This is a genomic window from Variovorax sp. GW822-FHT04E09, from assembly GCF_058800845.1.
This window is the reverse complement of record NZ_JBXAMR010000005.1, coordinates 38,497-53,212: the sequence shown is the minus strand read 5'-3', so window position 1 is coordinate 53,212 and position 14,716 is coordinate 38,497. Positions and strand designations below refer to the sequence as shown.

The following is a 14,716-nucleotide window of genomic DNA, read 5'->3' as shown; positions in this document are numbered from 1 at the left end:
AGCGGTGGACGATGGGAAGAATTCTCGCAACAAGGCGGCGCCGGCGGTCAGGGCCGCAGCCAGCGCGGGACCTTGAAGCGCACGATCATCAGGTACGCCCCGACGTAGGTCGTGACGAACAGAAGGCAGAACAGCATCAGCACGAAGGTGTTGTTCCAGAACAGCACCGCGGGCACCACCGACAGCGCGGCGAACATCCACAGGTACGGCGAGGTACGGTTGTTGCGCGCCAGCAGCTGGCGCGCCTCGTCGTCCGCGAAGGCCACGCGCACGATGCGCCGGAAGATCAGCTGGTGGAAGTGCAGCGCGTCGGCCGTGCCAGGCGACTGGCCCCGGGCCAGCTTGCGGTAGATGGAGAACAGCGTCTCCCACACCGGGTAGATCAACAGCAGCATCGGGAACCACGGCGACACCACGCGGTGGCGCTGCACCAGCGTCACGCAGGCCACGGCGATCACCATGCCCCAGACGTAGGCGCCGCCGTCGCCGGCGAAGATCTTGCCGCGCGGGTAGTTCCAGACCAGGAAGCCGAAAGTGGCGCCGACCAGGCAGATCACCATCGCGGCCAGCTGCCGGTCGCCCAGCTGCAGCGCGACGTGCGAGATCGCCAGGCACACGAGCACGGCCACGGTGCCGGCCAGCCCGTTGTAGCCGTCGATGATGTTGAAGGCATGCGGCAGGCCGCCGATGGCCAGGGCCGCGAAGACCAGCGAGGCATAGGGCAGCAGCGCGAGCCAGCCGTCGAGCGTCTCGAAGCCGGTGCGCGCCACGCCCAGCCCCTGCACCCAGCACACCAGCAGCGCCGAGCCGATGGTCAGGCCCAGCCGGTAGCGCACCTTGACCTGCTGCGTCACGTCTTCGACGATGCCGCCGAGCACGGCGGGCAGGATGCACACCAGCGTGAGCATCGAGGACTTGAGCGGCCAGGCGATGTTCAGCGGCTCGATCAGGCCGGCGCCCAGCCAGGCCGCGCTCATGCCGAGCATGATGCCGGCCCCGCCCAGGCGCGGCACGTGGCCCTTGTGGAAACGCTGGGGCATGTCGGCGCCGTAGCGGCGCGCGTGTCTGCGCGCGCGGCGCATGAACAGCTGCACCGCGATGGCGGAGACGAAGAAACTGAGGATGATCAGGGCAATCATGAGTGGGGTTGGGGGAACCCTAGAATTCCCGAGCGAAATTAGACCATGCCCACGCCCCCTTCTTCACCCCACGCCCCGGTCACCCTGTCGATCGTGAGCCACGGCCAGCTCGCGCTGGTGCTGCCGCTGCTCGAGCAGCTCGACCGGCACAGCCGGAACGCGATCGCCAAGGTCGTGCTCACGCTGAACATTCCCGAGGCCGACCTGCTCGCAGGACGACAGTGGGGTTTCGCCATCGAACGCATCGAGAACGCGGCGCCCCTGGGCTTCGGCGCCAACCACAACCAGGCCTTCGCGCGCTGCGACACGCCCTGGTTCCTGGTGCTCAACCCCGACATCCGCTTCGACGCCGACGTGCTCGCCCCGATGCTCGCCCAGGCCGCGCCCGACGCCGGCCTGATGACGCCGCGCATCCTGGAGTCGGGCCGGCCCGAGCCCGAACCGCACCGCGCGCTGCTGACCCCCTTCGAAATCCTGGGCCGCAAGAAGCCCGGCTACCAGCCGCCGGCCGTGCCGGCCTGGATTCCGGGCCTGTTCATGCTGTTTCGCAGCGAGGCCTACCGCAAGATCGGCGGCTTCGACGAGCGCTTCTTCATGTACGGGGAAGACTTCGACATCTGCGCCCGCACCCGGCTGGCCGGCTGGAAGCTCCAGGTGACCGAAGACCTGCGCGCGCGCCACGACGCCCAGCGCGCCAGCCACCGCAGCAAGAAGTACCTGTACTGGCACCTGACCAGCCTGCTCAAGGTGTGGCTGTCGGGCGCTTTCTGGCGCTACTGGCGGCTGCAGCGCGCCGCCGCCTGAAAAAGGCACGGCAGCGTTTGCGAGGACAATCGGGGCCGAAAAGCCCCGCACGAAAAGCCCGCAAGCGCCGCTTTCAGCACCGACGATGACGACCACGAGCAGCCCGACCTCCCTCCCCGAACACGCCCACCTGGTTCACCCGAAATACCGCCCGGACATCGACGGGCTGCGTGCCGTCGCGGTGCTGTCGGTGCTCGGCTACCACGCGTTCCCGCAGTGGATCAAGGGCGGCTTCATCGGCGTCGACATCTTCTTCGCCATCTCGGGCTTCCTGATCACCACCATCATCCTGGGCAGCTTCCAGGGCGACGGCTTCAGCTACCGCGAGTTCTATGCGCGGCGCGTGAAGCGGATCTTTCCGGCGCTGGCGCTGGTGCTGCTGGCCACCATGGCCTTCGGCTGGTTCGCCCTGCTGCCGCACGAATGGGAACAGCTGGGCAAGCACGTGGCCGCGGGCTCGGGCTTCGTCTCGAACTTCGCCTTCTGGAGCGAGGCCGGCTACTTCGACAACGCCGCCGAGACCAAGCCGCTGCTGCACCTGTGGTCGCTGGCCATCGAAGAGCAGTTCTACATCTTCTGGCCCGTGCTGCTGGGCCTGGCCTGGAAGCGCAAGTGGCGCATGCTCGCAGTGCTCGGCACGGTGGCGGCAATGTCGTTCCTGCTCAACGTGACGACCATCCACAGCCACCGCACGGCCGCGTTCTATTCGCCGCTGTCGCGCTTCTGGGAACTGATGATCGGCGGCATGCTGGCCTACGCGCGGCTGCACCGCCCGCCACCGAAGCCAGGCTGGAGCCGCCACGCGCAGTCGATCGCCGGCCTCGTGCTGATCGTGCTGGGCCTGTGCTACATCCGCGGCGGTAAGGCCTTTCCCGGGTTCTGGGCCATCCTGCCGTCGGTAGGCGCCTTCTTCTGCATCGCCGCCGGACCGAGCGGCGTGCTCAACCGCTATGTGCTCGCGTCCAGGCCGATGGTCTGGGTCGGGCTGATCAGTTACCCGCTCTACCTCTGGCACTGGCCGCTGCTGGCCTATGCGCGCATCCTGGAAGGCAAGCTGCCTTCCGATGGCATCCGCGCGCTGATGCTCGTGGCGTCGTTCGTGCTCGCGTGGCTGACTTACCGGTTCGTCGAGCGCTACACGCGCCGCAGCGAGAACCCGACGGTGACGGCGGGGCTGGTGGCCGTGATGATCGGCTTCGTCGTGCTCGGCCTGCTGGCGACCACGCGCTACTACGTCGGCCGCCACAGCGATCCGTACTTCAACAAGACCGCCGCCGCCGCCAAGGACTGGGCCTACCCGGACGGCCTGAGCCCGATCAAGGTCGACGGCGAGGTGCTGCAGCAGATCGGGCAGGGCAAGCGACGGGTGCTGTTCTTCGGGGACAGCCACGTCGAGCAGTACGGGCCGCGCGCCGTCGAGCTCTCCAAGACCTCGCCGGGCACGCTCGATTCGCTCTCCTTCGTGACCTGGGGCGCGTGCCCGCCGATTCCCAACGTGGTCGACGAGCAGAACAACCTTTGCGGCGAACGCCGCGACGGCGGCATGCGGCTGGCCATGAGCGACCGGTTCGACGCCGTCGTCTTCGGCGGCTGCTGGAACTGCTACTTCACCGAGACCGGCAAGCCCAACGCAGAGAACGCAGCGGCCGACCGCTACTACTTCTTCGACGGCAAGGACAAGCGGCGCTTCATGGGCGGCGGCGGCGTGGACTTCTCGCTCAACATGCTCGAGACCGTGCTGACCACGTTGGCCAAGCACAAGCAGGTCTACCTGCTGCTGGACAACCCGGTCGGCGAGGGCTTCGGCCCCGAGGAGTTCATCAAGGGTGGCCGCCTGGGCGACATGCAAGTGGGCAAGATGTCGCCCACCGCTCCCTGGGACGCGAGGCAGAAGGCGCTGCACGAGCGCATGCGGCAGATCGCGCAGCGCAGCGGCGCCATCGTGATCGACCCGATCCCGACCCTGTGCCAGAAGGACTGGTGCACCCGCGCCGATGCCGACGCCACGCCGATCTACAAGGACGCGGGCCACCTGCGCGCCGAGTACGTGCGCTCGCACGCCACCTACATGGACCCGGCGATGACGTCGGCGCCGGCCCGCTGAGGACCAGGCTGCGGCGGCCTGCGGGCCGCCGCGGCGCGCATCAGGACTTGTAGACCTTGCGCAGGCTGCGGATGCCCGGCAGCTTCGTCAGCGCGCCGATGAAGCGCACCATGCCCGGCGTGCTCCGGCGCAGCAGGAACAGCGTGATCCACAACCGCAGCTTCTTCTTGCGGCCCACATACGGGTTCGCGAAGACGATGGCCGCGTAGTCGTCCAGCACCGCCGTCATCTCGCTGCGGTACTGGTCGTCCTTCTTGATGGCCTCGATCGCCTCGTTCACGAAGAACAGCTGGAAGCGCGGCATCAGGTATTCGCGCAGGTAGTAGCGGCCGCGCTGGTGCTCGTCGGGGAACATCTGCAGCAGCTTCTTGAAGTACTTGAAGCGGCTGCGCACCATGCGGATGCCGAACGAGGTGCTGGCCGTGTGGATGCACCAGACCGTCACCGCCTTGTCCACGAAGTGATTGCTGTAGCCCTTGCGGAAGATGCGCAGGAACAGATCGTCGTCTTCATAGCCCATGAACTGCGAGTCGAAGCCGCCCACCGCGTCGAAGGCCTTGCGGCTCACCAGCGCAGCCGAGGGCAACACGAACATGTCGTAGCGCAGCAGGTCGAAGATGCTGCGCTTCGGGTGCTGCGCGTGGTCCTTGATGACGCCGGTGCGGATCACATTGCCGTCGCCGTCCGCTTCGTACAGGTCGGCGTAGATGTAGCCGAACAGGCGGTCGTCCCACGGGATCGACGACACCAGCGTCTCGATGTGGTTCGGCAGGTAGAAGTCGTCCTGGTCCAGGAAGCAGATGTAGTCGGAGGTCGACGCCGCCACGCCCGCATTGCGCGCCGAGCCCTGGCCGCCGTTCTCCTTGTCGAGGATGCGGAACGGGTAGCGGGCCGCCAGCCCGTCGAGCGCGGCGCGCTCCTCCGGGCGAGAGCCGTCGTTGACCACGATCACCTCGTGCGCGGGCACCGACTGCTCGAACACGCTCTTCACCGAGCGCTCGATGAAATCGGCGCCGTTGTAGAACGGAATGATGACCACGACGTTCGGCCAGGCCGTCGGCTCGCCGGGCCGGGATGAGTTCGCGGGGACGTTGGTTGGGTTCATTGTTGTTGTGTCAGACGGATTCGAAAAGATCGCGGACCACGCCGCGCACCCCGCGGCCGAACTTGTCGTAGCGACCGGTCATGGCCTCGCGCAGGATCGGCACGCACCGGGCCAGGCGCGAGGCCGGCAAGGCGGCGCGGAAGCGCTGGTGCACGATCTTGCTGCGCACCTTGTCGATGATCTCGGGGGGCACGCGATCGCCGAGCTGGAGCAGACGCTCCAGCAACAGCTCGGCCTTGATCGCGCGCTCGACGTGCGTGTTGCCGCGCGAGGCGAGCGCCTTGCGCACCTTTTCCTTGAAGGTGTCGCGGCGGGCACCGATCTGGTTGGATTCGTGCTGGCGGTATTCGATGAGGGACTCTTCCAGCAGGTCGACCCGCGATGTCGTCGACGCGATGATGGCCAGCCATTCGTCGTGCACCCACTCGACGGGCAGCGGCAGCGCATCGGCGAGCAGCGCACGACGGAAAACCGTGGTGGCGCCAGTCACGAGGTTGCGCCGCAGGAACACGTCGAAGGCCCGCCCGGTGTGAATCCGCTCGAGCTCCGACGGTGTGACCTCCAGCGCGTGGAACAGCGTGTTGCCCAGGTCGCGGCCTTGGGAATCCACGAGGCGCGCATCGGTATGCAGCAACCAGAGGTTGTCGTCCTGCACGAAGGGCGCCACCATCCGCTCGAGCCGGTCGGGCACCCACACGTCGTCCTGGTCGCTCAGCGCGATCAGGTCGCCGGTGCAAGCCGAGATGGCCTGCTCGAAGTTCTTGACGACCCGCAGGGCCACGGGGTTCTCGAAGACCCGCAGGGCGATGGGCGGCCCGGGGCGCTCCGCCGCGCATTCGGCCACCGTGGCACGCACGACATCGACCGAGCCGTCGCGCGAGGCATCGTCGGACAGCACGATCTCGACCGGCGGCCGGGTCTGCAGGCAGATGCTGCGCACCTGCTCGCGCAGGAAGCGGGCGCCGTTGTAGGTGCACAGGGCGACGGAGACTTCGAGAGGACGGGGATTGCGCATGGGTGGATCGTTTTTCTGTCGGGCATGCTGCCGATGGCAGCCGCAGCCCGTCCGATCGGGGGAGCGGTGGGCTCTTCCATGGTTACGAATTGCAGGGGAACCGGAGCCGGTAAAATTATCTCTCAGTTGATACTCTGAATAAAATGCGCGGGCTCGCACGAGCACCGTCCCGGCCCTTACGGCCATAGCCCTCCAAGAAATCCCGCTTGACCCCCTCGGCCACGAAGCGCTTTTGCTCATCGCCGTTTCACGCGGCGGTGGGAACCTGACCCTGCACATCGGCATCCGCATGGCAGACAAAGACACTGACGCACACGCATGAGCCAAGTTCATTCCAATCTCCATCGAAGCGCCCTGGCCGACTGGTGGGAAGGCACCCGCCGCACCGACATCTGGTGGACGCTGGCCTGGTTCGACGTGGTGCTGCGCTATCGCCGCTCCATGCTGGGGCCGCTGTGGCTCACGCTGAGCATGGGCATCATGATCGGCGGCATGGGCCCGCTGTACGCCTCGCTCTTCGGCACCCAGCTGGACAAGTTCTTCCCGCACCTGGCGCTCGGCGTCATCTTCTGGGGTTTCTTCTCCGCGATCGTCACCGATGCCTGCAACGCCTTCGTCGGCGCCTCCAACTACCTGAAGCAGGGCTACTTTCCCATCAGCCTCTTCGTGTGGCGAGGTCTGGGGCGCAACCTGATCCAGTTCGCCCACCAGATCGTGCTGTACATCCCCGTCGCCCTCTGGGCCGGCGTCTCGCTGTCGTGGTCGGTTCTCCTGGTCATTCCGGCCTTCCTGATCCTCATCGTCAACGCCCATGCGCTCGGCCTGCTGCTGGGCCTCATCTGCACCCGCTACCGCGACGTGACGCAGATCATCACCAGCATCATGCAGATGCTGATGTTCCTCACCCCCGTGTTCTGGCTTCCCGAGAACCTCCCGGGCCGCGCCAAGTACGTGCTGTGGAACCCCTTCGCACAGATGCTCGACCTGCTGCGCACGCCGCTGATGGGCGGCGTGGCCCACCTCGAAAGCTGGATCGGTATCGGTCTGTGGACCGTGTTGTGCCTGACCGCCGCGAGCGTGATGTTCGTCAAATACCGTCGCCGCGTCGTTTACTGGCTCTGATCCATGGCATCCATTTCACTCAAGAACGTTTCGGTCAGCTTCCCCATCTACGGGGCAGGTTCGGTGTCACTCAAGAAGACGCTGGCGGCCTCCGTCACCGGCGGGCGCTTCGGCAAGGAAACCGGCGTCACCGTGGTGCAGGCGCTCAGCGGCCTCAACCTCGAGCTCAAGAGCGGCGACCGGCTGGGCCTGATCGGCCACAACGGCGCGGGCAAGTCGACGCTGCTGCGCACGCTGGCGGGCGTCTACGAGCCCTCGTCGGGCGAGTTCACGCGCCAGGGCTCCGTGGCGAGCCTGATCGACCCCGCACTGGGCATCGAGATGGACGCCACCGGCATCGAGAACATCATGCTGCGCGGCCTCGTCATGGGCATGAGCAAGAAAGAGGTCGACCGGCTCACGCCCGACATCTGCGAGTTCAGCGGCCTGGGCGAGTACGTCAACATGCCCGTTCGCACCTACTCGACCGGCATGATGATGCGGCTGGCGTTCTCCATCTCGACCAGCGTCGAAGCCGACATCCTGCTGATGGACGAATGGCTGTCGGTGGGCGACGCCGCCTTCACCGAGAAGGCAGAGAAGCGGATGCGCGACGTGGTGTCCAAGTCGGGCATCCTGGTGCTGGCATCGCACTCGCCTGAATTGATTGCCAAGGAGTGCAATCGCGTGATCCATATGGAACACGGGCGGATCGTCGAACGCTGAAGAAGCGCGCCCCGGAAATGCTCGGCCCTGTCAGGCGATCTGCAATGCGTTGAGGATCGCTTCGGTCTGGTGCTGCCAGCCGAACTTCTGCAGCGCATCGCACCGGGCCTCGGTCGCCATCGCCTCATAGCTCTCGGCACTGCGATCCACCGCCTGCAGGATCGCCGAGGCCCACTCATGGGCCTTCGCGATATAGCCGTTTTCGCCGTGACGAATGGCGCGGCGATAGGTGAAGCTCGGCGAAGCGATGCTCAAGGTGCCCACGCTCGCCGCCTCGAAGTACTTCAGTTCGGACTTGCAGTCGGTGAAAGCATTCGATTGCAGCGGCATGAGATTGAACTCGACCGTTCCAAGCAGCCGCTGCAGGTTCACGTAGTCATGGAACGGCTGCCGACTGACGCGATTCGAGAAGGCGCGCATCGCGAGCCCGTGGTCGATGTAGCCGACCACCATCACCTCGACATTCGGCCGCATCGCCAGCACCTCCGCCAGCGCCGGCTCCACGATGGCGTAGTCCAGGCGGTGCGAAGGCGAACCGCTGAAGTAGCCCAGGGTGACCTTGCCGTCACCCGAGAAGCGCATGCGTTGCTTCTCGGCAAAGACCTTCTCCGCAAGCCCTAGCTGCTCCTTGTTCATGAAGTTCGGCACCACGGACACGGGAAGACCCGAATAGTCCGCCAGTTTCCGAGCCAGGAAGTCATTGGTCGTGATGGCACCGTCACACAGTCTCAACGTCTGCCCCATGCGGGAGATCATGGCGAACCAGTCGTCCCACAGCCCTTTCTGCGCGACATCAAGGCCCAGGGTCGCAACCACCAGATGGGCATAGTCCGTGTCGAACACCAGGTCGTCGACGTCGAACAACACACGCTTGCGGCGCGCGCGGAACTTGGTGATCAGGCCGTTGACCTGGTGGCAATAGCGCGAGCGGCAGATGACCAGCACATCCGCGGCATCGGCGATCTCGTCGAAACGTGCACTGTCGGACAAGAAGAAGTAGCTGGCTGAAACATGGCTGCCGGCATCGAGTTCATTGAGCACCTGGGCCATGTTGTAGGCCCGGTAGCGGAACGTGCTGTTGTTGGGCTCCTCATAGAAGTACGCCACACGCACCGAACGCCTATGCAACATGGCCAGGCGTGCGGAAACCGGCAGAAGCCAAGGGTCCGCATAGGGAACGCTGGGTGTGTCCAGAGCAAACATCAGCGTGCCGCCGTGAGCGCTCGAAGGACAGCTTCGAACGCCTGCGCCCAATCCGTGCCCAACCCGTTCGCGGCGTAGTTGCGACTGCGCGTTTGCGCGTCTCCTGCCAGTGCGACCCCTTCCCGTAGAGCGTCGAGCAAGGCCTCCGTGTCCAGGTCCGCGCAAAGAATGTTCGGCGAATAGTTTGAAAGATCCTGCTTGTTGGCGAACCTGTTCGTCACCACCACCGCACCGCTGGCTGCGAGATCGAATGGCGGATAGCTTGGATGCGGCGTGTACATCAGGCTGAGCCCCAGATCGATGGTGCCCACGAGATCGGCATAGGCTTTCCAACCGAGCCCCTCGCATCGCTGCGGCCTGCTGCCGTCGGCGAACGACACGTTCGGAATGTCCTTGCCTACGAGGAACACATCCCACTGCTCGAGATCGAGAATGCCTTCATTGACTGCACGATCGAGGAGCGTCAGGCCGACATGGAAGAGATTGCGCGGATTGTTGGGGCGGGCGTAGAAGAAGAAGCGCTTCTTGCCTCCCGGCTCACGATCACGCACATGGAACAGCGACTTCGGAAACGCCGGCTCGAACCAGCACCCCGTGCGGCTCAGGTGCGTGAGGCCGGAGGCAATCAGGTGGTCATAGAGCAACTGCGTATTGACGACGAAGCGGATGTCTTCGGTGCGCAAGACCTGTTCGCAATGCACCCGCTCTTCGCCAAACGGATAGAACATGCGCTCGTCCTCTTGGAGGAGATAGATGATCGATGCATGCGGAACGCTCGGCAACGCGGCGGCCGTCGTCCACCAGGAGGTCGTGATGAAGGTCTCGTCCGGGTGGATGTCCAAGCCGGGCGAAACCGTTTCGCCCAGTTGGCTTGCATCCGGATTCATGTCCGAGAGCGGTGCGAAAGCGAACTGGATTTCGTGTTGGAGTTCGATGCCGTACGCATTCAGGATCTGCCAGGCATTGCTGGGAATGGGGGCTTCGGTCCGGGTCACGACCCGCAACGTTGCGTTCATGCGATTGGCCAACTGGGCCGAAAACAGCAAGGCCGTACCCACGCCCCCGAACAGGCTGTCCGAGCCGATGCTGTCCGTCACCAAGCTGACACGCGGCAGCGAAGGCTGCGGAATGACATAGGTTTGCAGGGGCTGCTGCGAAATAAAGCGCTGCCCGCAGATTTGCGGCACCGTCCCGCCGCGCTCGACGATGGCCGGCGCGACTTCCACCTTCGTGAACACGGCGCGCCCGGCGATGGCGTCCCCCAATTTTTCGCGAATCAATCTTGCAGCCGCTCGGGTTCCGTGCTCTCTCCAGAACTCCACGAAGCGTCGACCTCGCATACTCATTTTTGTTTCCTGTTTTTCTTTATCAAACCCCGACATGAGAGATCGTCGGAATATGCAACATCGCGAGAGAGAAAATCAAATCGACCCTACCTTTTGGCGGAGTAGCCAAGGTTTATCGACCTAAACCGAACCTCTACAAATAAACACTCAGTTTTCCGTTTCACACGCCATGAAGACATGGTGTTTATTCTATTTTCAAACGAAACACCAAGTACTTGCTTATCAGGTACGCCACGACCGTATAGACCGGCATGCCAAGCGCCTGAGCCAGATAGGTATTTATACCAAACCCATCGATTGCCGTCATGACCGTCAACAAATTGGCTGCGTATGCCACCGCTGTGGCTAAAAAAAACTTCACTGCCGCAGGGACCATGAGGCCGCTGTATGCAAATGTCCATCGGCTGTTCAAGATAAAGCTCACGCAGATTCCAACCCCGTAGCCGATGGCATTGGCGGCGACATCGCCGGCTTTGAGAAAATACTTGGCGGAATAGATTATCGACAGGCCAACCAATGTATTGACAACACCAACCACGAGAAATCGAACGAACTGAAAGGAAAAAATTTCACCCCTCTTCATACCAATTCCCGCCTACAAATCCGAAAAGCACTCAAAAATTGAAAATCCGTCATCGAAGGAGTCTCTCCGGATTGGCATGTGCGGCCCGCTCGGCACTGAGGATCTGATGTATTCCAACTCCCAGGCTGCGTACCTGCGATAACCGTCTTCCATTTCCAACGACAGACCGGAATTGAATTTTTCTTTGATAGAGGCTGGAAACCTTGCTGGCACCCGTCGTGATCTTGGGCGGCTTTCTGGAAATTCTCTTGAAAATGGAAATGATCTCGGCGATCGTTGTCGGCCGTCCCGATGCGACGATCTTCAGCAGCACGCCCGGCCAGAAACCCGGTTCACGCAGGGTGCCAATGATCTCGGATGCCGCATCGTCCACCGAGATGTAGTCGCGGATGGTGTCGATCGGAACATAGATACCGACCGGGCGATTGCGCACGATGCTGCGGGCCATGTGCGTCAAGAGCCCTTGCGCCTTGCCAATGGCCTGCCCCGCGCCGTAGAGCGTCGATATCCGGGCCAGCAACACGCAGATCTGCGGGTGTGCAGCCCCAAAATCGCGCAGCAGGTCTTCCTGGCGCAGCTTCGCTCGCGCGTAGGCGCTGTTGGGCGCCGGTACGGAGTTCTCGGTGATGACTTCGTCCTTGGACGACGCGTAGATGGCTCCGGCAGAGCTCGAAAGCACCAGCGCACCCGGCATCGCCAGCAGCACGTCGTTCGACTCGATCAGTCGGACAAGCAACGCGAGCGCCCGCACCTCAGGCTCAAGTGATTCCTCGGCACTGCCCATCGTTCCGACACCGGCGGCCCAGTAGATCTCCCACTTGGATGCTTGACGCGCCTGGGACGAAAAAGCGTCGACTGCGGCCTCGATCTGCAACGCGAGCCGCGCTTCGTCCCCCCAGCTGAAATGCTCGGCAGGAACGAATGCCTCAGACCCGCCGAGTTGCAGGGCACGACAAAAAGCGGAGCCCAGCAAACCACGGCTACCGAGGACCCACGTCAAGGTCATGGGCGGTTCGACCGGGTCGGCTTCGAGCTCACCACGTAGAGCGGCTTGCCCATTGCGATGCCCATCGTCACCGCCAGGTACTCCGCGATCACGCCAAGCGCTGTCAGGATGACCCCAGAGAAAAATGCCACCACGACGGCGAGCGATGTCCACCCTTCGACGGGCACCTGCCCCGTGTACTTCTCGTAGAGGGCATAGATCGCAAATCCCATCGCCAACAGAATCGAGAAGAATCCCATGATGGTGATGAGACGCAGCGGTCGGGTGCCGGTCGTGAGCACCAGGCTCCAGAAATGTCTGACCAGCGACAGGAAGGAATAACCCGAAGGGCGGCCCAGTTCTTCCCTGAGACGCAATGGGCAGTGCCCCACACGGCCCGTGATCCAGAACAGTCCGACATCCAGATAGACACCGTTGCCACAATAGGCGGACAACGTCCTGGCAATTTCGCCATCGATGAACCGGAAGCTGTTGAAGCGACCAATCGTCTTGTTGCCGAGTAGACGCGTGCTGATGCCCTTCGCCGTCCGACTCATCAGATTGCGCAACCAGCCATGCGGCGGCGGATTCGTGGGCTGAGCGTAGACGAGCTGGAGCGAAGCACTCAGGGCGAGGTCCAGCATCGCACCGATGCTCGTGGGGTCCTGCTGGCCGTCTTCGTCCATGGTCACGACCCAGTCCCCCGTGGCGCTGGCCATGCCGGCCATGGTGGCGGCGTGCTGTCCATAGTTTCGGGACAGCCATACCGGCTGAACGAAGGCATGGCTCTCCGCGAGCGCGGTCATGGTGAGGTCCGATCGGTCCGGGCCGCAATCGTGGACCAGCACGACTTCGCTGACGACGAACGAGTTTCCGGCCGCAGTGACTTGCGGGTGCGTCAGTTTCTCGATTTCGGCCACGAGAATTGGCAGCGTCTTTTCCCCCGAATAAACCGGGATCACTATGGAAACTCGTTCTAACCTGTTCATTTTAATAATTCTAACAGTTTAATTTTTCGCCATTGAAATAGAACTCAAGTCAGAAACTCCTGTCGAAACCAAAAGCTCACTTCTTCAAGCAAACAATAGCCAGATTTTCAATAACGAAAACAGACTCCCGACTTGGCCATGGCTTGGATTTTTCGCAATACCTTTCGCCAATCAGATTTTTATCACCAGAGGATTTCTTGAAGGCATAACCAGAAATTTCAACCAGCAATGGCACCCTTGAGTACTCTGGAGAAAAAGCCGAAATATTCATATCCCCTAGAATCGTGCTCAACCGGGAAGGATGGCGCCAGCCACCGTCGCTTACGAAGATGTATTCAATCTTCGAGAACTCTTCTTGTTGCTCAAGACGAGCAATCACTCGATTCGCCTCAGCTCCGTCCCAAGAATTGATTCTTTGTTGATCTGCGAATATCTGATTGTTTACAAAAACAAACACCACCAGCAAAACAGCCAACAAACCCGAGAAAACATCTCCCGGAATTTTTCCAAAGAACCCTCGCACCGCCGAATAACCGACGAGCAGAAACAATCCAACAATCAATGCAACCTGGGGAAGCACTCTCGGCACCGGATGCCAGTCCTTGAATGGAGCAATCACGCCCACAGTCACTGGAATCAGCAAGAGCAAACCCAATGCAATGCCAAGAATATCAAGCGGCTTCTTTGAATTTTTTTCTTGAGACCAGAAAATATTTGCGGTCAAGATCACGGCGATAGAAATCATCGCGGCAACAAGAACCTTCAACCACCGAGGGGACACCGGCTCACCCGACCAGTAGATCCGAAGCAGTAGATCCTTGATCTGCCCCATTCTCTCCGCAATGAACCCGCGTTCAATGAAGTTCGCTCTTCCTGTCAGCTCGATCCATCCCAGGCTCTTCGATACGCTGAGAATGGCCAAGAAAATGAGCGCAGAAACAAGGCAAACGAGCATCAACACCACAGCGCGTCGTTTGAGATCCTGTCCATCAGTTACTTCAAAACCGATCCGCTTCCAGGAAATTGCGCCAAACAGATAGGCAAAAACGATGGCTGCGGAAAAATAGTTCAGAAACCCCTGGTAGATGAACAGCATGCCGACCGTGGCAGCCAGTGCAATCGCGATGTACGGCCACCTCAACGGCTTTCTCGAAATCATCTCCAGCGACACGATGGAAAACGCCGCCGCCACGCAATATCCAGGCAACACCATGCGGAAGGTGAGTATTTCCGCCAGATATGGATGGGCCACCATGACAGCGCCCACCAACGCCGCACCTCGCGCATTCGCGACACCTACGAATCGCAAGATGGAAACGACCAGCACGGCCTGAAGAAGCAGTGCGCAGACGCCGAGCGACACGTACAAGTCATTGATGTTCACACCGAGGGAGTCGATGAAACTGTCAATGCCTCCTAGCAGGAACCGGCCCTGCGTCAAAAATGTGCTCAGCTCGCCCTTTGTGAACCCCTGCCCGAACGCGTAGTCATCGACGGCAAAACCGCGCGCCAGAACCCCGCCTTTTGCAATCAGCGCTGCACCAAATACGATCAACAGCAACTTGACATGAGTGCTCTCCCACCCGTCAAGAATTTTGAATTTTGTTTTTTCCATC

13 protein-coding genes are annotated in these 14,716 nt (G+C 62.2%); 4 read left to right on the top strand and 9 right to left on the bottom strand.

The window, feature by feature from the left end:
- Positions 1 to 47: 47 nt before the first annotated feature.
- Entirely contained in the window at positions 48 to 1,139 is a 1,092-nt protein-coding gene (locus AC1RL8_RS20375; protein WP_062471143.1) for a glycosyltransferase family 4 protein, read from the bottom strand.
- A 45-nt stretch (positions 1,140 to 1,184) separates the two neighbouring features.
- Between AC1RL8_RS20375 and AC1RL8_RS20370 the strand changes: the two genes are divergently transcribed.
- Together AC1RL8_RS20370 and AC1RL8_RS20365 are read left to right on the top strand one after the other, a co-directional pair.
- A complete protein-coding gene (locus AC1RL8_RS20370) occupies positions 1,185 to 1,943 on the top strand; it encodes a glycosyltransferase family 2 protein (protein ID WP_492686364.1) in 759 nt (252 codons plus the stop codon).
- 85 nt (positions 1,944 to 2,028) lie between these two features.
- Positions 2,029 to 4,047 (top strand): acyltransferase family protein, encoded by a 2,019-nt coding sequence (locus AC1RL8_RS20365; protein WP_492686365.1) that lies wholly within the window; start codon positions 2,029 to 2,031, stop codon positions 4,045 to 4,047.
- A gap of 40 nt (positions 4,048 to 4,087) precedes the next feature.
- On the opposite strand, the gene AC1RL8_RS20360 is transcribed toward AC1RL8_RS20365, so the two are convergent.
- Together AC1RL8_RS20360 and AC1RL8_RS20355 are read right to left on the bottom strand one after the other, a co-directional pair.
- Positions 4,088 to 5,152, bottom strand: a complete 1,065-nt coding sequence (locus AC1RL8_RS20360; protein ID WP_492686366.1) for a glycosyltransferase family 2 protein — start codon at positions 5,150 to 5,152, stop codon at positions 4,088 to 4,090.
- 10 nt (positions 5,153 to 5,162) lie between these two features.
- Positions 5,163 to 6,167, bottom strand: coding sequence for a glycosyltransferase family 2 protein (locus AC1RL8_RS20355; RefSeq protein ID WP_492686367.1), 1,005 nt, complete (start codon positions 6,165 to 6,167; stop codon positions 5,163 to 5,165).
- Between the two features lie 318 nt (positions 6,168 to 6,485).
- Between AC1RL8_RS20355 and AC1RL8_RS20350 the strand changes: the two genes are divergently transcribed.
- Entirely contained in the window at positions 6,486 to 7,289 is an 804-nt protein-coding gene (locus tag AC1RL8_RS20350) for an ABC transporter permease (protein ID WP_492686368.1), read from the top strand.
- Between the two features lie 3 nt (positions 7,290 to 7,292).
- On the top strand, positions 7,293 to 7,994 hold the full coding sequence (locus AC1RL8_RS20345) for an ABC transporter ATP-binding protein (RefSeq protein ID WP_159273763.1): 702 nt from the start codon (positions 7,293 to 7,295) through the stop codon (positions 7,992 to 7,994).
- A 30-nt stretch (positions 7,995 to 8,024) separates the two neighbouring features.
- On the opposite strand, the gene AC1RL8_RS20340 is transcribed toward AC1RL8_RS20345, so the two are convergent.
- The 6 genes from AC1RL8_RS20340 to AC1RL8_RS20315 all read right to left on the bottom strand — a co-directional run bounded on the left by AC1RL8_RS20340 (position 8,025) and on the right by AC1RL8_RS20315 (position 14,715).
- Positions 8,025 to 9,197: a glycosyltransferase gene (locus AC1RL8_RS20340; protein WP_492686369.1), complete on the bottom strand. Its 1,173-nt coding sequence runs from the start codon at positions 9,195 to 9,197 to the stop codon at positions 8,025 to 8,027.
- Complete coding sequence (locus AC1RL8_RS20335) at positions 9,197 to 10,579, bottom strand: rhamnosyltransferase WsaF family glycosyltransferase (RefSeq protein WP_492686370.1); 1,383 nt, start codon at positions 10,577 to 10,579, stop codon at positions 9,197 to 9,199. The genes AC1RL8_RS20340 and AC1RL8_RS20335 overlap by 1 nt, the downstream gene beginning before the upstream one ends.
- Before the next feature lie 148 nt (positions 10,580 to 10,727).
- Positions 10,728 to 11,126 (bottom strand): GtrA family protein, encoded by a 399-nt coding sequence (locus tag AC1RL8_RS20330; protein WP_492686371.1) that lies wholly within the window; start codon positions 11,124 to 11,126, stop codon positions 10,728 to 10,730.
- A 49-nt stretch (positions 11,127 to 11,175) separates the two neighbouring features.
- Positions 11,176 to 12,132 (bottom strand): NAD-dependent epimerase/dehydratase family protein, encoded by a 957-nt coding sequence (locus AC1RL8_RS20325; protein WP_492686372.1) that lies wholly within the window; start codon positions 12,130 to 12,132, stop codon positions 11,176 to 11,178.
- Positions 12,129 to 13,100 (bottom strand): glycosyltransferase, encoded by a 972-nt coding sequence (locus AC1RL8_RS20320; RefSeq protein ID WP_492686373.1) that lies wholly within the window; start codon positions 13,098 to 13,100, stop codon positions 12,129 to 12,131. Before AC1RL8_RS20320 ends, AC1RL8_RS20325 begins: the two co-directional genes overlap by 4 nt.
- A 76-nt stretch (positions 13,101 to 13,176) precedes the next feature.
- Positions 13,177 to 14,715 carry a hypothetical protein gene (locus AC1RL8_RS20315; protein WP_492686374.1) on the bottom strand — a complete coding sequence of 513 codons (1,539 nt, stop codon included), beginning with the start codon at positions 14,713 to 14,715 and terminating at the stop codon, positions 13,177 to 13,179.
- Between the last annotated feature and the right edge of the window lies 1 nt (position 14,716).